22 protein-coding genes are annotated in these 19541 nt (G+C 52.7%); 4 read left to right on the forward strand and 18 right to left on the reverse strand.

Going from position 1 to position 19541, the window contains the following annotated elements:
- Positions 1 to 54: 54 nt before the first annotated feature.
- The 3 genes from PY990_RS11375 to PY990_RS11385 are packed head-to-tail and all read right to left on the reverse strand — an operon-like array spanning position 55 to position 1843.
- Positions 55 to 648 carry a YceI family protein gene (locus tag PY990_RS11375; RefSeq protein WP_413789528.1) on the reverse strand — a complete coding sequence of 198 codons (594 nt, stop codon included), beginning with the start codon at positions 646 to 648 and terminating at the stop codon, positions 55 to 57.
- Between the two features lie 43 nt (positions 649 to 691).
- On the reverse strand, positions 692 to 1249 hold the full coding sequence (locus tag PY990_RS11380; RefSeq protein WP_275271700.1) for a YceI family protein: 558 nt from the start codon (positions 1247 to 1249) through the stop codon (positions 692 to 694).
- A gap of 45 nt (positions 1250 to 1294) precedes the next feature.
- On the reverse strand, positions 1295 to 1843 hold the full coding sequence (locus tag PY990_RS11385) for a cytochrome b (protein ID WP_275271701.1): 549 nt from the start codon (positions 1841 to 1843) through the stop codon (positions 1295 to 1297).
- Between the two features lie 236 nt (positions 1844 to 2079).
- On the opposite strand from PY990_RS11385, the gene PY990_RS11390 reads away from it, so the two are divergent.
- Positions 2080 to 2616 carry a c-type cytochrome gene (locus PY990_RS11390; protein WP_275271702.1) on the forward strand — a complete coding sequence of 179 codons (537 nt, stop codon included), beginning with the start codon at positions 2080 to 2082 and terminating at the stop codon, positions 2614 to 2616.
- A 65-nt stretch (positions 2617 to 2681) separates the two neighbouring features.
- Here the strand turns inward: PY990_RS11390 and PY990_RS11395 are convergent, their stop codons facing one another.
- Positions 2682 to 3350: a TetR/AcrR family transcriptional regulator gene (locus PY990_RS11395; RefSeq protein WP_171101263.1), complete on the reverse strand. Its 669-nt coding sequence runs from the start codon at positions 3348 to 3350 to the stop codon at positions 2682 to 2684.
- A gap of 112 nt (positions 3351 to 3462) precedes the next feature.
- Between PY990_RS11395 and PY990_RS11400 the strand changes: the two genes are divergently transcribed.
- The 3 genes from PY990_RS11400 (at position 3463) to PY990_RS11410 (ending at position 5497) form a co-directional block, all read left to right on the forward strand.
- Positions 3463 to 4359, forward strand: coding sequence for an SDR family NAD(P)-dependent oxidoreductase (locus tag PY990_RS11400; RefSeq protein ID WP_275271703.1), 897 nt, complete (start codon positions 3463 to 3465; stop codon positions 4357 to 4359).
- 72 nt (positions 4360 to 4431) lie between these two features.
- Positions 4432 to 5094: an NAD(P)H-binding protein gene (locus PY990_RS11405; RefSeq protein ID WP_275271704.1), complete on the forward strand. Its 663-nt coding sequence runs from the start codon at positions 4432 to 4434 to the stop codon at positions 5092 to 5094.
- A 37-nt stretch (positions 5095 to 5131) separates the two neighbouring features.
- Positions 5132 to 5497, forward strand: coding sequence for a response regulator (locus tag PY990_RS11410; protein ID WP_275271705.1), 366 nt, complete (start codon positions 5132 to 5134; stop codon positions 5495 to 5497).
- Positions 5498 to 5515: 18 nt separating this feature from the next.
- Here the strand turns inward: PY990_RS11410 and PY990_RS11415 are convergent, their stop codons facing one another.
- From PY990_RS11415 to atpE, 14 genes are all read right to left on the reverse strand, one after another.
- A complete protein-coding gene (locus PY990_RS11415; RefSeq protein WP_275271706.1) occupies positions 5516 to 7516 on the reverse strand; it encodes a UvrD-helicase domain-containing protein in 2001 nt (666 codons plus the stop codon).
- 46 nt (positions 7517 to 7562) lie between these two features.
- On the reverse strand, positions 7563 to 9665 hold the full coding sequence (locus PY990_RS11420) for a primosomal protein N' (protein ID WP_275271707.1): 2103 nt from the start codon (positions 9663 to 9665) through the stop codon (positions 7563 to 7565).
- A gap of 272 nt (positions 9666 to 9937) precedes the next feature.
- Positions 9938 to 11032, reverse strand: a complete 1095-nt coding sequence (hemE, locus tag PY990_RS11425) for a uroporphyrinogen decarboxylase (protein ID WP_275271708.1) — start codon at positions 11030 to 11032, stop codon at positions 9938 to 9940.
- Between the two features lie 25 nt (positions 11033 to 11057).
- Positions 11058 to 11486 (reverse strand): CoA-binding protein, encoded by a 429-nt coding sequence (locus tag PY990_RS11430; RefSeq protein WP_275271709.1) that lies wholly within the window; start codon positions 11484 to 11486, stop codon positions 11058 to 11060.
- Between the two features lie 31 nt (positions 11487 to 11517).
- Positions 11518 to 12327: a hydroxypyruvate isomerase family protein gene (locus PY990_RS11435; protein WP_275271710.1), complete on the reverse strand. Its 810-nt coding sequence runs from the start codon at positions 12325 to 12327 to the stop codon at positions 11518 to 11520.
- Positions 12324 to 13148, reverse strand: coding sequence for a metallophosphoesterase (locus PY990_RS11440; protein WP_275271711.1), 825 nt, complete (start codon positions 13146 to 13148; stop codon positions 12324 to 12326). The genes PY990_RS11435 and PY990_RS11440 overlap by 4 nt, the downstream gene beginning before the upstream one ends.
- 35 nt (positions 13149 to 13183) lie before the next feature.
- Positions 13184 to 13573, reverse strand: a complete 390-nt coding sequence (locus PY990_RS11445) for a hypothetical protein (RefSeq protein ID WP_275271712.1) — start codon at positions 13571 to 13573, stop codon at positions 13184 to 13186.
- Between the two features lie 135 nt (positions 13574 to 13708).
- Entirely contained in the window at positions 13709 to 14128 is a 420-nt protein-coding gene (locus tag PY990_RS11450) for a F0F1 ATP synthase subunit epsilon (protein WP_040512011.1), read from the reverse strand.
- Between the two features lie 69 nt (positions 14129 to 14197).
- Positions 14198 to 15589 (reverse strand): F0F1 ATP synthase subunit beta, encoded by a 1392-nt coding sequence (gene atpD, locus PY990_RS11455; RefSeq protein WP_275271713.1) that lies wholly within the window; start codon positions 15587 to 15589, stop codon positions 14198 to 14200.
- 38 nt (positions 15590 to 15627) lie between these two features.
- Entirely contained in the window at positions 15628 to 16497 is an 870-nt protein-coding gene (gene atpG, locus PY990_RS11460) for a F0F1 ATP synthase subunit gamma (protein ID WP_275271714.1), read from the reverse strand.
- A gap of 73 nt (positions 16498 to 16570) precedes the next feature.
- Positions 16571 to 18112, reverse strand: a complete 1542-nt coding sequence (gene atpA, locus PY990_RS11465) for a F0F1 ATP synthase subunit alpha (RefSeq protein ID WP_008247088.1) — start codon at positions 18110 to 18112, stop codon at positions 16571 to 16573.
- Between the two features lie 32 nt (positions 18113 to 18144).
- Positions 18145 to 18678, reverse strand: coding sequence for a F0F1 ATP synthase subunit delta (locus PY990_RS11470; protein ID WP_275271715.1), 534 nt, complete (start codon positions 18676 to 18678; stop codon positions 18145 to 18147).
- A 24-nt stretch (positions 18679 to 18702) separates the two neighbouring features.
- Entirely contained in the window at positions 18703 to 19173 is a 471-nt protein-coding gene (locus tag PY990_RS11475) for a F0F1 ATP synthase subunit B (RefSeq protein ID WP_275271716.1), read from the reverse strand.
- 75 nt (positions 19174 to 19248) lie between these two features.
- Complete coding sequence (atpE, locus tag PY990_RS11480; RefSeq protein WP_008247085.1) at positions 19249 to 19491, reverse strand: F0F1 ATP synthase subunit C; 243 nt, start codon at positions 19489 to 19491, stop codon at positions 19249 to 19251.
- Positions 19492 to 19541 lie beyond the last annotated feature (50 nt).

A 19541-nucleotide genomic window follows, 5' to 3' on the forward strand; every position in this document is an offset into this window, starting at 1 on the left:
ACGGCCAGTGAATCAAACACTGGCCGTTTTTTTATTCCCAACGCTTCAAAAATATTACTTCGGCTGCTTCACTGCTTCAATCGAGATCAGCACTTTCACTTCAGGGAAAAACCCGCGATCCACAGCGTAACCCAGGTCAAAATCAGTGCGTTTAAACTCTGCCACTGCATTTGCTCCGCATACTTCTGCCTTCTTGAAAGGATGCATTAAGCATTTGAAAGTATTGATCTTCAGTGGCACTGGCTTGGTAATGCCCTTCAAGGTCAAATCACCCAACACCTCCACTGGCTTGTCACCTTCAAAGCGCATCTTGCTGGCTTTGTAGGTGATGGTGGGGTGTGCTTCCACATCAAACATATCCACACCCTTGGCCTCTTCATTCATCTTGCCGTGGCCAAAATCCAGGCTGGTGGCATCAATCTCGATATCCACCGTGCCAGTTTTGTTGGCCCGGTCAAGAGTGACCACACCCTTGGTTTTTTCAAACTGGCCACGCCACAGCGAAAGCCCACCGAGGTGGTCCGCTTCAAATGACGGATAAGTGTGACTGGGGTCGACCATGTAGGTGTCTACCGCAGCATGCGCAAAGCCCATCGTACTCAGCGCAACTGCGCCACCCAACACTGTTTTTAATACTTGCTTGAACATCCCTGACTCCTCGCTTTCGTTGTGCGTTCAAAGGTGTGACTACTCACCTGGCAGGCGCCACCAATTTAAAATCGATCACCACTTCATCAGCCACCAGGCTGGTGTCACCCCACTCACCATCTGCACCCACTTTGTACTCCAGGCGTTTGATCTGGGTTTTTCCGGTAAAGGTGTGTTTGCCAGCCAAAGTTTGAATTTTTACAGGAAACTTCAGCGGCTTTTTAATGCCTCGAATGGTCAAATCGCCGGTGGCCTGCAAATTGTTGCCGGTGCCAGTTACGCCGGTAATCACAAATGTGGCTTGGGGGTGATTTTTTGAATCAAACCAGTCTTTGCCAGCAACCTCTTTGTTGTACTCCGGGTCGCCAAGGTCGTAACTTGCGGTGTCCACGCTGAGGGTGGCTTTGGTGTCGGCTGGCTTGGCCGGGTCGTACTGCACATCGCCTGTAAATTTCTTGAAATTGCCGCTCACCGGCACATTGAACTGTTTGAAGGTGGCTTTGACTTCGCTTTGTGTTGCATCAATTGGCGCGGCCAGGGCGGACATGCTACAAACTGAGAATGCCAGGCCTGTCAACGCCTTGGCGAATGAGTAATTCATATGAATCCTGCGGAGCTTGAAAACAATCGGCAATTGATCGAAAAATTAGTCGGCTCGCATTCCGGGAATCATGCGGCCTAAAATACCGTCGCGGTCCAGAACGTGATGCTTCAAGGCCATCAATACATGGCCTACCACCAACAAGACCAAGCCTTTGCCTGAAAGTTCATGCAAGGTTTTAAACAACTCTTTCAATTCCAGATTTTTCTCGATCACCACAGGCAGTTCGATTACACCAAACCACACCACCGGGTAACCCGAGGCCAAGCTGTGCAGGTAGCCAAACACAGGTACTGCCAACATGAACAGGTACAAGGCGAAATGCCCCAATTTGGCCAGCAGCAGCGTGTTGTGCCCCCAATGTGCCGGGTATTTGGGGGTTTTCGACAACATTCGAACCACCACGCGCAACAACACCAAGGCAAACAAGGTAACGCCCAGCCACTTGTGCCAGTTGAACAGTTTCAACTTGAACGGCGTAATGCCGGGAATGTCCACCATGTACAAACCCACGCCAAATGCCGTCAAAATGCCCACCGCCATCAACCAGTGAACAACCACCATGGGCAAACCGTAGCGATGGTTTTCGCTCAATGCACTTTTCAAAATCTCATCCCTTTGCAGCACAGGCTTGCATTTTTCAGCAATAAATAGTTGGGTTTAAAGCCTTTTTCAAGATACAATTTACAGTTGTTTTGCAGCTGCGTACATGCCGCAAGGCTTAAACATCAATCGGGCACGCCCGCAGGCGCGTCCACCGGCGTTTGTCAGCCAGTATTGTGCAGCCCTAATAACTACGTTTCAACCAGCGCTTTCAATCAGGACGTCGTATGAGCGATTCAAACGAACACGAACTTCTAATCAAGACACCCAAGCAACTTATCTATGCAGTGGTTGCCGCGTTTGTCATTCCGATTTTCGTCATTATCATGCTGGCTTACTACGTCAGCAGCAGCGAAAAGCCCGCCGCTGGCAGCAATGCGTTTTCTGAAGAATCCATCGCCGCGCGCCTCGCACCAGTGGGCACGGTTGACTTCGTCGATGCCAATGCACCCAAGGTACTGAAAACTGGCGAACAAGTGTATGCCGCGGCTTGCGCTGCCTGTCATGCTGCTGGCGCAGCGGGTGCTCCCAAGCTGGGTGACCAGGGCCAATGGTCAGCCCGCCTGAGCAAAGGCTTCGACACCCTCTGGCAGAACGCTGTGAATGGTATCGGCGCCATGCCAGCCAAAGGCGGCAATTCCGACCTGGACGATATTGAAGTAGCCCGCGCAGTGGCCTACATGGGCAAGGAAGTGGGCGCAGATTTCAAAGCCCCTGAACCAGCTGCTCCCGCCGCTGAGCCAGCTGCTGAAGCTGCGAAGTAACTCGCAAAACAATCGGCAAGGCAAATAAGCCAGCCATAAAAAAACCCGCCATCAGGCGGGTTTTTTTATTCTGTCAGCAACATGCCCACACCACGAAATATCAGCATGGCGTTTTCCACCACATCTTCTACAGGTTTTTTGCAGCCATCCAAGCTCCAACGGGCGGCCATGTAAAGCACGGACCCCACCAGGCCCGAGGCCAGCAAAGTAGAATCCAGGCCTTTCACTGCCCCGTCCTTTCGCTGTTCAATCAGGGGTTTGGCCAGTGTTTCCAGCATTTCCACAAAGCTGTACAAGGTTTTCAAGCTCAATTCTTCCAAGTGCCGGTTCACCGTCAACACCTCCACCAACAAAATTCGGGCGGCCTGCGGGCTTTCCTTGAACTGGCTGAAAAACACCATCAAACCTGTCCGGGTGGCCTGCTCAAGATTGTCGTCTTCCATACCCAACAACACCTTTTGCAACTTCTCCCGCAAGGTGTCTGTAATGTGCAAATAGCAGGCGGTAAACAAAGCCTCTGCATTGCTGAAGCTTTCGTAAAAGTATCGCTCCGTAAGCCCCGCCTCCTGGCACAATCCCTTCACCGTGGCCGCATGGTAGCCGGTCGACCCGAATACCTTGATGCCCGCTTCAATCAACTTAAGCCGCCGCTCGGCCTTGCGGGTTTCATTGGACACCCCGCGGTAACGACGCCCTGCGGCTTTGGCAATTTGCTCCGGTGCTTTCGCATTCATAATTGGAAGATATACTCAAAAAATAGGCATTGACAGTATGCAGGCCCAACATTAAATTGACAACCACGATTGTCAAATTACAGCTACAACACAGTACATTGGAGACCGACACATGAAATCATTCAACGGCAAGGTTGCCGCAATCACTGGCGCCGCATCTGGCATGGGCCGCACCCTTGCACTTCAACTGGCCAAAGAAGGCTGCCACGTGTCTATCTCCGATGTCGACACCAAAGGCCTGGCCGAAACCGTGAAACTGGTGAAAGCAGCGGCACCCAATGTCAAGGTCACCAGCCAGCAACTGGACGTGTCCAACCGCGAAGCCATGTACGCTTGGGCCGATCAAACCGCCAAAGACCACGGCAAGGTTAACCTGATTTTCAACAATGCGGGTGTGGCCTATGCAACCCCGGTCGAACACATCGACTACGACAAGTTTGAATGGATCATGGGCATTAACTTCTGGGGCGTGGTTTATGGCACCAAGGCATTCTTGCCACACCTGAAAGCATCGGGCGAAGGCCACATCATCAACACCAGCAGCTTGTTTGGCCTGTGTGCACAACCTACCCAAAGCACGTACAACGCCACCAAGTTTGCCGTGCGCGGTTTCACCGAAAGCCTGCGTCAGGAACTGGACATGATGAACTGCGGCGTGTCTGCCACCAGCGTTCACCCCGGCGGCATTAAAACGGCGATTGCCCGCAAAAGCGTGGCCTCCCCTGAAATTGAAGAGTTCACTGGTGCTGACTCTGAACAGGGCAAAGAATTCTTCGAGAAGTTCTTCATTACCAGCGCCGAAAAAGCAGCCGACATTATCTTGAAGGCGGTGAAAGGCAACAAGCGCCGCGTGTTGGTTGGCCCCGACGCTGTCGCCATGGACGCAATGGTGCGTACCCTGCCGGAAACCTATCAGGCCATCATCGTGGGTCAAATGAAGAAAATGCGTGACAAGCAAATTGCCCGCAAAAAACGCAAAGCTGCAGAAAAGCAAACACAGAGCGCATAACAACGCCTTTGGACTTTGACAGCGAAACGCGGTTAGTCTTAAGACTGCCGCGTTTTTTATTGGGGACTTGATTTGAGTTCAACGAATATTCAAAAAACCTTGCTGCTGGTTGGCGCTACCGGTGTGGTGGGTCACCATGTATTGGCACAAGCCTTGGCTCACCCACAGGTGGGCAAGGTGGTTGCACTAACCCGCAAGCCACTGACACCTCACCCGAAGTTGCTCAACCAGTTAATCGACTTCAATGCGATTCCCGAAGAAGCGCCGTGGTGGCAAGCCGATGCGGTCATTTGTACCCTGGGCACCACCATCAAAGTGGCCAAAACCGCTGAGCAATTCCGCTTTGTCGATTACACACTGGTGGCTCAGTTTGCGGCACTCGCGGCACAGCATTCAGTGCCTTGCTTCGTGCTGAATTCTGCCATGATGGCGAACGCCAAAGCGAAAGGTCTGTACTTGCGCACCAAAGGCGAGGCTGAACAAGCTGTTAAAAATTCCGGTATTCCGAGCGTGGTCATTGCACGCCCCGGTTTGCTCGACGGCCAGCGTGAAGAATTTCGCCTTGGCGAAGAAATCGGCCTGGTGGCCAGCCGCTTGTTCAACCCGCTTTTACCCAAGCGTTTGCGCAGTGTAAAGGTTGAAAAACTGGCGCGCATCATGTTGCAAGAGGCATTGAAAGCCGAACCTGGTGTGAAAGTGCTGGAGTCTGAGGTTTTTCAGGCTAACGCGGTATGATTGTGACAACAAATTCACAATTCCAATACATCACGCCATGGCGAATATTCTGCTGATTGACGACGCGAACACCATCCGAAAAGTATGCGCCCACATTTTGACGCAATCTGGTCATTTGGTGCGCACAGCAGCGAGCGCTGAAGAAGGGATCCGAGACATTGTCGACAGTGGCGCACCCGATTTGATCATCACCGACATTGACATGCCAGGCATGGACGGGCTGGAGCTGTGCAATCGAATTCGAAAAACCGGCGCCACAGTACCGATTTTGGTGATCACCTCTTACTCTGACAAAGACATGATCCAACGGGCCAAAGCCCTGGGCCTGGCGGGCTGGCTACTGAAACCAGTTACGCCTGAGGCGCTGATACAAAAAGCAAACTCGGCGCTGGGCACGGCTTAATTTTAATCAGGTTTTCTTTTAAGTCGCTACCTTGGTCAACAAACCCTTCAACGCACTCAAGCGATCTTTCGGGCTCATTTTCGGGGTGTCATCGGGCAGGTCTTTGTCGGTTTCCAGCTGAAGTTCTTTGATAAACCGCGATGGAAAACAGCTCACCAATTCGCGCGCCTTCTTGCGCTTCCTGCACCACGTGATGTTCAGGCTGCGTTGCGCACGGGTCACTCCTACATACATCAGGCGGCGTTCCTCCTCCAGCCTGTCATCAGTCAATTCCCGCCCCTCTCCTTCGCCAAAGCTGGGCAAAATACTTTCCTCGCAACCAATCAAAAACACATGAGGAAATTCAAGTCCTTTGGCTGCATGCAGGGTACTTAGCTGCACAGCATCGGGGCGTGTGCCGTCGTCCTGGCGATCCAGCATCGTCATCAACGCCACCTTCTGGGTCAGGTCCAGCAGGGTTGAACCTTCTTCCTCGCCTTTGTCGCCCATCCACTTGACGAAATCAAGTACGTTTTGCCACTTGGCCTGAGCGCCGCGCTCATCTTGCTGCTCGTACAGCCACTCCTCATATTTGATGGTGCTCAACAATTCATTGAGCAAATCACGCGCGGGTTCTCGTTGTGCCCGGTATTCCAGTTTGTTGATGAAGGTTCCAAAAGTACGCAAGGCGTCGACCATTCCTGCATTCAAGTGGCTTTCTGCACCGGTTTCAAACAAGGCCTCAAACAATGAAACACCACGCGTTCCAGCGTAAGTGCCCAATGCCTCGAGTGTTTTCTGGCCAATGCCACGCTTGGGCGTGGTCACAGCGCGAATGAATGCGGGGTCATCGTCCTGATTCACGAGCAAGCGCAGATAGGCAATCACATCCTTGATTTCAGCGCGTTCAAAAAAACTTTGCCCGCCGCTCAAAATATACGGAATTTTCTGGCGGCGCAAAGCCTGCTCCAGAATACGCGCCTGAAAGTTGCTGCGATACAAAATAGCGTAATCGCCATATTTGGCGCGGCGCTCAAAGCGGTGGCCGCTCAACATCATGGCCACTTGCTCGGCCTCATGCTCATCGTCGGCCATCGGTGTAATCACGATGGGTTCGCCTGGGCCGTGATCACTCCACAACGTTTTTGGAAACAGTTTGGGGTTGTTCTCAATCAAGCGGTTGGCGGCTTGCAAAATTCGCAAGGTCGACCGGTAATTCTGCTCCAGCTTGATCACCTTCAACTGCGGGTAATCTTCAGTTAACTGGCGCAGGTTTTCAATGGTGGCGCCCCGCCAGGCATAAATGGCCTGATCATCATCACCCACCGCAGTGAACATGGCGCGTGGCCCGGCAATCAAGCGCAACAAATCATACTGGCAAGCATTGGTGTCTTGCACCTCATCCACCAGCAAATAACGCAAACGGTTTTGCCACCGGCTGCGCACTTCTTCATTACTGGCCAACAGGCGGGTGGGCTTTAAAATCAAGTCATCAAAATCCACAGCCTGGTAAGCCGCCAAGGTGGCCTCGTAGCTTTTGTACAGGCGTGCAATATCACCTTCTTCTTCGGTAGTGGCCTGCGCCAAAGCAGCGTCTGGGTCCACAAGGCCGTTTTTCCACAGTGAAATGACACTTTGCGCCTTGCGTATCAACTGCTTGTCGGTGGTGCTGTACAGCTGTTGTACCAAACCGTAAGTATCGGTCGCGTCCAGAATCGAGAAGCGCGCCTTCAGCCCGGCGTGCTTGTGTTCTTCCCGCAGAATTCGAATGCCCAGGCTGTGAAAGGTACACACCAACAAGCCTTTGCCTTCATTGCCATGCAGCAACTTGGCCGCGCGCTCTTCCATTTCCTTGGCGGCTTTGTTCGTGAAAGTAACGGCAGCAATGTTCTTGGCGCTAACACCTTTGTTTTGAATCAGGTGAGCAATTTTTTGGGTGATTACGCGTGTTTTGCCCGACCCTGCGCCTGCCAATACCAGGCAAGGGCCATCGACATACACAACTGCTTCGCTTTGGGCTTTGTTCAGGCCTACAGACATACCGGGGGGAAACTCCAGGGGAAGGCATTACTGTACCAGAGGGCACTTACAAATCGACCGGGTCCACTTCCAAAAACCAGCGCACGCTGCCGGGCAGCTCGTGCAATTGGGCCAGCCACAGAGAAAGAAACCGGTGCAAGGCCGGCCGCGATTCGCTTTCAATCAGCATTTGCGCCCGCTCAATCCCGCCTACCCTAACCACAGTCAGCGGCACTGGGTCGCACATAAAAACAGGATTGTCAGCATCCACCAAGGGTTCACCCAGCTCCCTCGCCGTGCTTAAAAACTGAAGGCAGTTGGCCAGCTTTTTGTGGTCGGCCCGAATGGTGGCCTGGTGGGAAAACGGCGGCATGCGTGCATCCTTACGGGCCTGCATTTCGTGACTGGCAAAGCTCTCGTAATTGTGTGCTTTCAATGCATCGAACAAAGGGTGCTGGGGGTAACGGGTTTGCACCACCATGCGGGCATCGCCTGCGCGGCGTCCCGCCCGGCCGGCCACTTGCATCAACTGGGCGAACAGGCGTTCAGGGGCACGGTAGGCATGCGAATACAGCGAGGCATCCACATTCAAGGCCAACACCAGGGCCACATTGGCAAAATCGTGACCCTTGGCAATCATCTGTGTGCCCACCAGTACATCGGCCGCTCCGCTGTGCGCCTGTTGAAGCAATGCTTCCATTTGCCCTTTGTTGCGGGTGCTGTCCGCATCAATGCGCAAAATATTGGCTGTGGGCAACAGGCCAGCAAGGGTTTCTTCAATCCGCTGGGTTCCGCGGCCAAACCCGGTCAGGTCCTGATTGCCACAGGTGGGGCAATGCGTGGGCACCCGCTGGCCAGCGCCGCAATGGTGGCAACGCAGCATGCGTTCATTCTTGTGCCATACCATGTGAGCTGTGCAATGGTCGCAATTGGCCACCCAACCGCAGGCATTGCACACCATTTGTGGCGCGTACCCCCGGCGGTTCAAAAACACAATGCTTTGTTTGCCGGCCTCGAAGTTTTGCACCAGCGCCTGCATGGCTGGTTCGCTCAATCCTTCTTTGGCCGGAAAGTTGGCCGTGTTGATCAACTCCACTTTCGGCAGGCTGGCACCCAACACCGCGCGGTTCTTCAAACTCAGGCGCTTGTAAGCCCCCTGTTCGGCTTTCAACCAACTTTCCAAGGCAGGGGTGGCTGAACCAAGCACGATCGGCACATCACGCTGTTTCGCCAGCATCAGCGCCAAATCGCGGGCATGATAACGCATGCCGTCTTGCTGCTTGTATGAAGGGTCGTGTTCCTCGTCCACCACAATCATGCCAAGTCGCGGCAGTGGGGTCAGCACACCCAGACGTGTGGCAATAATCACATCGGCAGCGCCCGTTGCAGCCTCGAACCAAGCCTTGGTTCGGGTCAGTTCAGCCAGGTTGCTGTGCATTACCACAACCCTGTGCGGGGCCAGGCGCTCTTTGTACAAAGCCTGTGCTGCAGGGGTCAGGTTAATTTCTGGCAACAGCACCAGCACCTGCTCACCGTGCTTTAAGCGCTCTTCCACCGTGTGCAGGTACACCTCCGTTTTGCCACTGCCGGTTACTCCATAGAGCAGAAAGGGGTTAAAGCCTTTGGCATTGGCCAGCTGCGCCACAGCGTCCAGTTGCTCGGCATTCAGCTCCGGCTTTTCAAGTTTGTCGATTTTGGTTTTGTTGACTTTGGCACTGGTGTCTGGATCGGTACGCTCTGCCAGCAACTTCGTGGCATGTTCTCGGGATTTGGCCACCATCACAGGCTCTTCTCCGCGGGCGTTTAAAACCCGCAAAGCCTTGGGTAAAGCCTCAAGCGCGATCATGCCCAAAGGATGGTGATAATACTTGGCTGCAAATTCAATCAAGGCCTGCCACTGGGCGCTCAGGCATTCACCTTGGTCCAACACCGAGTGCACGGGTTTGATGTTCTCGGTCAATTGCTGATCGGGAGCAACACCCTGAACCAGGCCAATTCGATGCTGACGCCCCCACGGCACAATGACACGCATGCCAAATCGGGGCATGTGTTCACTGTGCCATTGGTAAGTGAAAGCTTTGGGAAGCGGTGCAGCAACCAACACATTCACCAGCAAAGTATGCCCCTTGATCGGGTTAGATGATGTGTTTTTGTTTGGGTCTGTCTTCACAGCTTACTTTAAGTTCATGGACTAGCTGGCTTGAATTAAACGGAATACAAATTTTTTAACAGTCAATGTGGATAACTTTGTGGACATCCGTGGAAATAATCCACGGGTGTGCTACAGGATGTGAGCATTCATGTAAAGTACAAATTTTGTAAAATGCTTTTTTGCTGTTTTAAAACAATAACTTAACTGATCTGCCTGCTTTTCCATTCGTCGTGCAATGCAAAAAAACGTTTCTTCTGCCTTGCGCCAAAAATGTGCATAAGTCCAAGTTTTTACTGCCTTTGTTTGCGGCTATAGGCATGTACAGCGTTCACCATCACTTCAACGCTATCCGGGTTGGTGAATTGGGAAATTCCATGCCCCAAGTTGAACACATGACCTGCACCCGCTTGTGGCACCCCAAAACTCTCGAGTGCCTTGGCCACTTCAGCTTCAATTTGAGCTGGTTCTGCAAACAACACATTGGGGTCCAGGTTGCCCTGAATGGCACAACGGTCACCGATTCGTGCGCGGGCCTGGCCCAGGTTCACCGTCCAGTCCACGCCCACGGCGCTGGCACCACTCGATGCAATGTCTTCCAGCCACAAACCACCACCCTTCGTGAAGACGATGGAGGGAATGTTTTCCGTGAAGTCGCCGCGGTTCGCCTGTAAGGGCAAACTGGCTACAATTTTCTTGATGTAATTTAGGCTGAACTTCTGGAATGCACCGTCAGCCAGAGCACCACCCCAGCTGTCAAAAATCATCACTGCCTGGGCACCCGCGTCAATTTGCGCTCGCAAGTATTGGCTCACGGCTTCCGTGGTCACTTCAAGAATACGGTGCATCAGGTCTGGCCGCTTGTACAGCATGGTTTTCACTTTGCGGAAATCGCTGCTGCCACCGCCTTCCACCATGTAACAAGCCAAAGTCCAAGGGCTGCCTGAAAAACCAATCAGCGGCACACGCCCACCCAAGGCACCCCGAATGGTGCTGACTGCATCTGTTACATAGCGCAGGCTGGTGCCAATGTCAGGCACCGCCAGTTTGGCCACATCGGCCTCAGTAACCAGCGGACGCTCAAACTTGGGGCCTTCCCCTTCTGCAAAGTAAAGGCCCAAACCCATGGCGTCAGGCACGGTCAGAATGTCCGAGAACAAAATGGCAGCATCCAGCTTGTAGCGCTCCAGCGGCTGCAAGGTCACCTCACAAGCTGCTTCGGGGTTGGTGCACAAACCCATGAAATTGCCCGCTTTCGCGCGTGTTGCCCGGTACTCTGGCAAATAGCGGCCTGCTTGGCGCATCAGCCAGACAGGGGTGTACTCAGTGGCTTCGCGGCGCAATGCACGCAGAAAGGTGTCGTTCTTGACGGGCTGAAAACTGCTCATGTTTGTAAGTGCTTCTTGTGTAAATTCAAACTAAAAACAGACGCTGGTGTTCGGTTTTCAAACAACGGTCCATCACAAAGGGCAAACCCGCCGCGCGGGCTTTGGCTTGCACCAGGTCGTTGCGAATACCCTGCTGCAACCACACTGCGCCGGCACCCACATTCATGGCCTGGGCCAATACATCGGGGGTGTGTTCAGCACGGCGAAACACATCCACCACATCAATCTTCAAACCGGTTTCCGCGATCGCTGTTTTCAAATCGGGGTAACAGGTTTCGCCCATCAAGCCACTGGGCCGCCCTTGCAAAGCCGGGTTAATTGGCAAAATTCGATAACCCTGCGACTGCAGGTACTTGGCCACGAAAAAACTGGGCTTGTGGGCCTGCGAGGAGAAACCTACCACGGCGATCGTTTTGGTGTTTTCGAGCAGTTGCTTCAGTTCAGCGTCTTGCATGCGCATTCTTCCAGCGGTCTCCCGCTTAAGCTCAAGTTTCGAAGGTCTCCATTGTGCCTGAAAAACCGGTACTTCGGATCCAGCCCAGGCCATCACGGGTGCCAGCCTTGGGCCGATACTCGCAACCCATGTGCCCGTGGTAGCCCAACTTTTTTAAATGCGCATACACCGGCGCGTACTCACTGGCCCTTGGCTCGTCGCGATTGGGTACACCCGCAAGTTGCATGTGCTTCACGCGCCCAGTGGGTAAGTATTCGCTCAGTGCATTCAGCACCTCGCCTTCGGTGCGCAGGCAATGGTACAAGTCCATTTGCACACCCAGGTTAGGCTGGTTCAAGCGAACCAACAGTTCATGGGCGTCGGCCTGGCGGCTTAACAGGTAACCAGGCACGTCAAACCGGTTAATCGGTTCAATCAACCAGTCAATTGCCTCAGCTTTCATGGTGCTGGCCAGCCACAACAGGTTTTCTTCATAGCAATCCCAAGCGGCCCGCATACTGCTGTCATCGCTCAAATCGACCACGCCTGCCAGCACATGCACCTTCCGCACACCCAACACCTTGGCGTAATTCACTGCCACTTCGATAGACTGCTTGAACTCGTCTCGCCTCGCAAGTGAACTGGCCAACCCGCGATCGCCTTTGCCCCAATCACCTGCTGGTGCGTTAATCAACACCCATTGCACGCCGGCCTCGAGCGCTTTGTCGCGCAACAGTTCGGCAGAATAATCGTAAGGAAACATGCACTCTGCATGCCTGAACCCGTCCTGCGCACAAGCACCCAATCGGTCCTGGAAATCGAACTCGGTGTAAAGCCAACTCAGGTTGGCCGTCAACTTCATACTTCAAACACCAGGTGCGGGTTGAAGAATGGATTCTCAAAAGCCTGCGGCGTCACCTGCACTTGCCCACGCTCCATTTTTCGAGCTTTGCCTTTTTTGCGAACATAACCACGCGGATTCACCAACACACGGGTTTGACCACCATTGTTGTGAACGGTGTAATCGAAGGAATCATGCATATGGCCATGCACCCACACATCGGCTTTGCCCATCAAACGACTCAGGTCAGATACAAACGCCGCATTGATCGGGCTTAAGTTAAAGCGTGGGTGAATACTTTGCGGGTGGGGCGCATGGTGAGTAATCACCACGGTTTTTCCATCAAACGGTGAAGACAGTGCAGACTCCAGCCAATCGATATTCTGGTAGTGCAAATCGATGCCCATGCTTGGGGAAAACTGTTTGCCGCGCATGCGGATTAACTTGTAATCCGGCAAAAACGCCTTGGCCACAAGCTCGGCACCAAACCGCCAACCGGGCTGAATATTGAAATCGGTCCACAAAGTACAACCCAAAAAACGCACACCCTGAATCACCACGCTGGTGCGCTGCAGGTAATTCAATTGCTTCTTCGCGGCCAGTTCAAACAAATGGTCGTCAAGAATTTCAATGTCGTGGTTGTAATACTCGTGATTGCCTGCCACGTAGATGTGCTGTTTCTCTCCCAAGTCTGCCAGGGCATTTAAACCCTGAGTGCCTTGGTGAATGTCACCAGCAAGGATCATCAGGTCCACGTCCTCAGCAGGTTGTGGAACAGCCGCCAAAGCGGGAAAGTGGCGCATCGTTTCAAGATGCAGGTCAGAATACAAGGCGATTTTCATGCCTTTATTCTAACCTGTAGAGAATTCAAAGCGGATTACACACCCTCAGTCGCCAACGCACTTCCCATCTGTTCGATGCACCGCAAAATATGATCTTCCAGAATTTTGCAGGTGATATGCCGCCAGTCCAGGCGATTGATGAATACCAGGCAATCATTTTTGGGATCGACTGCAAACCAGGAGGGAATGGGTGTCGATGCGCCCATTTCGCGATTGGCTTGCAACACTTTCTTGGCAGCGGCCAGGTTGTCCACGCAAAAACGTTTCAATTCAATGTGAATATCAACCCAAGTAATGCCTTCCATCTCCCCGTGTTGCAGCAATACAGCTTGGTCGTTGAAGAAAAACACGCGACCCAGAGGGGTCATGTTGCTTGGGCGACTCTGTTGAAGGTCTTTCAACAAATCATCGAATTTCTGATACATAAATGGCTCCTTGATTGCCATTTATGTTGCGAATCCCCGCACGTAGGTTCCACCGGGTTTCACAATGGGTCCGCTCAAGAAAAAAGCCACGGCTTTTTACCGTGGCTTGTCTCTGGCTTTTCAACCTTGTACTGCTTAGCGTACTTTTCTCAAGCGCTTGATGGCCTGCAACTGTGCAATCGCGGAAGCCAATTCAGCTTGTGCTTGAGCATAGTCAATGTCCGCACTTCGATTTGCCAGCGCCTCTTCAGCCAAACGCTTGGCTTCTGTGGCTTTGGCTTCATCCAGGTCGCTGCCGCGAAGGGCTGTGTCAGCAAGAACGGTCACCGAGTTGGGTTGTACTTCCAACACGCCACCATTCACAAACACCACTTCTTCTTCAGCCTGACCTGCAATCTTGATGCGAACTGTACCGGGCTTGATGCGTGTAATCAGCGGAGTGTGACGTGGGTAGATACCCAGCTCACCCTGCTCTCCGGGCAAAGCAACAAACTCTGCTTCACCTTCGAAGATTGATTCTTCTGCACTCACCACGTCCACGCGGATTGTCGACATACTCATTTCCTTTGTGATGGGCACCGGCTTCGGTTTTCACCTTCGCCGGCACACGACACACCAATCGGATTACTGAATTTTCTTGGCTTTTTCGAAGGCTTCGTCGATGGTACCAACCATGTAGAAAGCCTGTTCGGGCAAGTGGTCACACTCACCGTTCACAATCATCTTAAAGCCGCGAATGGTTTCCTTCAGTGACACGTATTTACCGGGTGAACCGGTGAACACTTCAGCCACTGTGAAAGGCTGTGACAGGAAACGCTGGATTTTACGCGCACGGGCCACGGCCAACTTGTCTTCTGGAGACAGTTCGTCCATACCCAAAATCGCGATAATGTCGCGCAGTTCCTTGTAGCGCTGCAGTGTTTGCTGCACGCCACGGGCCACGTTGTAGTGCTCTTCACCGATGATGTTGGGATCAACCTGACGTGATGTGGAATCCAGTGGATCCACCGCAGGATAAATACCCAAGGAAGCGATGTCACGAGACAACACAACTGTCGCGTCCAAGTGAGCAAACGTTGTAGCAGGTGACGGGTCGGTCAAGTCATCCGCAGGAACGTAAACGGCTTGCACGGAAGTAATGGAGCCCTTCTTGGTCGAAGTAATACGCTCTTGCAAGCGACCCATTTCTTCGGCCAGTGTTGGCTGGTAACCCACCGCAGAAGGCATACGACCCAACAACGCAGACACTTCAGTACCGGCCAATGTAAAGCGGTAAATGTTGTCCACGAACAGCAGAACGTCGCGGCCTTCGTCACGGAAGTATTCAGCCATGGTCAAGCCAGTCAGCGCAACGCGCAGACGGTTGCCGGGAGGTTCGTTCATCTGGCCGTAAACCAGCGCAACCTTGTCCAACACGTTGGAGTCTTTCATCTCGTGGTAGAAGTCGTTACCCTCACGAGTACGCTCACCCACACCGGCAAACACGGAATAACCACCGTGTTGCTTGGCGATGTTGTTAATCAGTTCCATCATGTTCACGGTCTTGCCCACACCCGCACCACCGAACAAGCCTACCTTACCGCCTTTGGCGAATGGGCAGATCAAGTCGATCACCTTGATGCCTGTTTCGAGCAATTCTGTCGAAGGTGACAGTTCGTCGAAAGCAGGGGCGTTCTGGTGAATCGCACGTGTTGACTCAGTGGTCACTGGACCTGCTTCGTCAATTGGGCGACCTAGTACGTCCATGATGCGGCCCAATGTGCCTTGGCCCACTGGAACTGAAATCGGCTTGCCTGTGTTTTTCACAGCCATGCCACGGCGCAAGCCGTCTGATGCACCCAAACAGATGGTACGAACTACACCGTCACCCAGCTGCTGCTGAACTTCCAGTGTCAGTTCGGAACCTTCCATGGTTAGCGCGTCGTACACTTTCGGCATGTTGTTGCGTGAAAACTCAACGTCAATCACCGCGCCGATACACTGTACGATTTTTCCTTCGTTTGTCGCAGTACTCATCGTTATTTCCTTAATTCAAAATCGTTCCGAACTTCCGCTTACACAGCCGCTGCGCCGCCGACGATCTCTGCCAATTCTTTCGTAATGGCAGCCTGACGGGCTTTGTTGTAGGTAAGTTGCAGTTCACTGATCACATTCTTGGCGTTGTCTGACGCTGCCTTCATCGCAACCATACGTGCTGATTGTTCTGAAGCCATGTTCTCTGCCACTGCCTGATACACCAATGCTTCGATGTAGCGCAGCAACAAATCGTCAATCACGGCCTTCGCATCCGGCTCATAGATGTAGTCCCACGATGTGGAACCCTCATCGGCTTGCAGCCTTTCGCCACCCAGGGGCAGCAGTTGCTCGAACACGGCCTCTTGCTTCATGGTGTTGACAAACCGGGTGTATGCCAAATACACGGCATCCACTTCGCCTGCAACGTACGCATCAAGTTGAACCTTGATCGCGCCGATCAGTGCTTCAAGGTGGGGCTTGTCGCCAAGACCCGTTACCTTGGAAGTCACATCAACACCAATGCGGTTAAAGAAGCCAGCGCCCTTTGTACCGATTGCGGTTGCTCGTACTTTTGCACCCTTGGCGCCAAACTCCTGGAACTTGCTGGTCACCAGACGCAGAATGTTGGTGTTCAAGCCACCGCACAAACCTTTGTCCGTTGTCACAACAATCGCAGCCACGTTTTTGATTTCGTCGCGCGCCACCATGTATTCATGGCGGTATTCCGGGTTTGCTTTGGCCAGGTTGGCGCAAATATTCCGAACTTTGTCCGCATAGGGACGAGCCGAACGCATACGGTCCTGGGCTTTGCGCATTTTGGACGCAGCCACCATTTCCATCGCCTTCGTGATCTTTCGCGTGTTCTGCACGCTCTTGATCTTGGTCCGGATTTCCTTCATTCCTGACATCGTATTTCCTCCAATGACCGGGAAGGTACAAGACCTTCCGGGTTATGCGGTGGGTACAATCAGATCGCTCTGATTAATACGCGCCAGTTTTCTTGAATGATTTCACGGCCTCGTGCAGCTTTGGCTCGTCGTCTTTCGACAACTCGTAAGTCTGCTCGATACGATCGATCAGGTCCTTGTGGCTTGTCTGCATGAACTGACGCAGAGAAACCTCAAAAGGAAGAACGTTCGATACCTCGACATCATCCAAATAACCATTGTTGATTGCAAACAGGGCCAGTGCCATTTCCCATGTTTTCAATGGGGCGTACTGGGGCTGTTTCAGCAATTCAACCACACGGCGACCACGTTCCAGCTGGCGGCGGGTTGCTTCGTCAAGATCAGAAGCAAACTGCGCAAACGCAGCCAATTCACGGTACTGGGCCAAGTCGGTACGGATACCACCTGACAGCTTCTTGACCACCTTGGTTTGCGCTGCACCACCCACGCGAGACACGGAAATACCCGCGTTAATCGCTGGACGAATACCGGCGTTGAACAAGTCGGTTTCCAAGAAGATCTGACCGTCAGTAATCGAAATTACGTTGGTTGGAACGAACGCGGTTACGTCACCGGCCTGGGTTTCAATGATTGGCAGCGCGGTCAAAGAACCGGTTTTGCCTTTCACTTCACCTTTGGTGAATTTTTCAACGTATTCGGCGTTCACGCGTGATGCGCGCTCGAGCAAACGGCTGTGTAGATAGAACACGTCACCTGGGTAAGCTTCGCGACCGGGTGGACGACGCAGCAACAGGGAAATTTGACGGTAAGCCACAGCTTGCTTGGACAGGTCGTCGTACACGATCAGGGCGTCTTCACCGCGGTCGCGGAAATATTCGCCCATGGTGCAGCCAGAGTAAGGAGCCAGGTATTGCATGGCTGCTGATTCTGAAGCGGAGGCCACCACAACAATGGTGTATTCCAATGCACCGTGCTCTTCCAGTTTGCGCAACACGTTCACGATGGAAGAGGCTTTCTGGCCCACAGCCACGTACACGCAAGTTACGCCAGTGCCTTTCTGGTTGATGATCGCGTCGATCGCCACGGCTGTTTTACCAGTCTGACGGTCGCCAATGATCAATTCACGCTGGCCACGGCCAACGGGAACCATGGCGTCAATCGCTTTCACGCCGGTTTGCAGTGGCTGGTCTACTGACTTTCGTTCAATAACACCGGGCGCCACTTTTTCGATCACATCAGTCATCTTGGCGTTCACTGGGCCCTTGCCGTCGATAGGCACACCCAATGCGTTCACCACGCGACCACGCAATTCAGGACCAACAGGCACTTCCAGAATGCGGCCGGTACACTTGACCATGTCGCCTTCAGAAATGTGCTCGTAAGAACCCAAAATAACGACACCCACGGAATCACGTTCCAGGTTGAGCGCCAAACCAAAGGTGTTGCCTGGGAATTCCAGCATTTCACCTTGCATAACATCTGACAAACCATGAACGCGGCAAATACCGTCGCTCACGGACACTACAGTACCTTGTGTCCGGATGTCGGCCGATGATCCGAGGCCTTCGATCCGGCTCTTGATCAGTTCACTGATCTCAGAGGGATTAATCTGCATATTGATTGCTCCAATTACGTTTGAGGGCCAAGTTAGGCTGTTAAAGCCGCCTTCATCGCGTTAAGTTTGCCGCGCACCGAACTATCCAAAATTTGATCGCCCACAGTGACGCAAACGCCACCAATCAGCGATTCATCCACTTGAACTGTTACGTTCAGTTTGGATCCAAATTTCTTTTCCAATGCACCACGTACGTTTTGAACTTCAGCATCAGTCATTGGGAATGCAGATGCGATTACCGCGTCTGCAGAGCCTTCGTGGCTGTTCTTCAATTCTTCGAACTGTCGAGCGATTTCTGGCAAGGCCAGCAAACGGCCATTTTCCACAAGCGCACCCAAAAAATTCATTGCTTGCGCTTCCGCCGGTGTCTTGGTCAGTTCAACAAACACGCTCAACACTTGCTCATCAGTCAACTTTGGGTTGCTGACCAGCAATTTAATGTCTTCGTTGCTTGCGACTGCCGACCACGACTGTAGCCAATCACTCCACTGATTCAGGTTTGAGGTTTTTGCAACATCAAACGCTGCCTCAGCGTAAGGACGGGCGATGGTGGATAGTTCGACCATTTTGTGTTTCCTTAAGCTTTAGGCTTACAGTTCCGCTTTCAGTTGATTCAGCAAATCTGCGTGGGCCTGGGCGTTCACTTCCTTCTTCAGGATTTGTTCTGCGCCTTTCACCACGAGTGTTGCCAACTGATCGCGCAACTGTTCACGGGCACGTTGTGCTTCGTTTGCAGCTTCCGCTTCAGCCTGCGCAAGAATTCGCTTGCGTTCAACTTCGGCTTGTTGTTTTGCCTCTTCAATAATCTGCTGGGCACGCTTTTCTGCTTCGGCCAGGCGCTGCTGATTTTCAGAACGGCTAGCAGCCAGTTCCTGTTCAGCTTTACGACCGGCATCTGCCAAAGCCTGCTTACCACGTTCTGCAGCGGCCAGGCCGTCTGCGATTTTCTTTGCACGCTCATCGATGCTCTTGATCAGCGGGGGCCATACGAATTTCATCGTAAAGACCGCCAGGATGAAGAAAACGACGAGCTGAGCAAACAGCGTTGCGTTTAAGTTCACGGCATGTTTCCTCTAAAACGCACGAATTGGACTTAAAACATTCGTGCGGTGTTGTTCGAAGGAAGTGGCTGTAAATTAACCAACAAATGGGTTAGCAAACGCGAACATCATCGCGATACCAACACCGATCAGGAACGCAGCGTCGATCAGACCGGCCAAAACGAACATCTTTGTTTGCAGTTCGTTCATCAGTTCTGGCTGGCGAGCGGAAGCTTCCAGGTACTTACCACCCATGATCGCGATACCGATACAGGCACCAATCGCACCCAAACCAATGATAATGCCGCAAGCAAGAGCTACGAAAGCAACGTTAGTCATGACAACTCCTTAAATTGAAAAAATGAAAAATTAAAAAACCAAAAAAACTA

Source organism: Limnobacter olei (genome assembly GCF_029087225.1).
Taxonomy (GTDB): Bacteria; Pseudomonadota; Gammaproteobacteria; order Burkholderiales; family Burkholderiaceae_B; genus Limnobacter; species Limnobacter olei.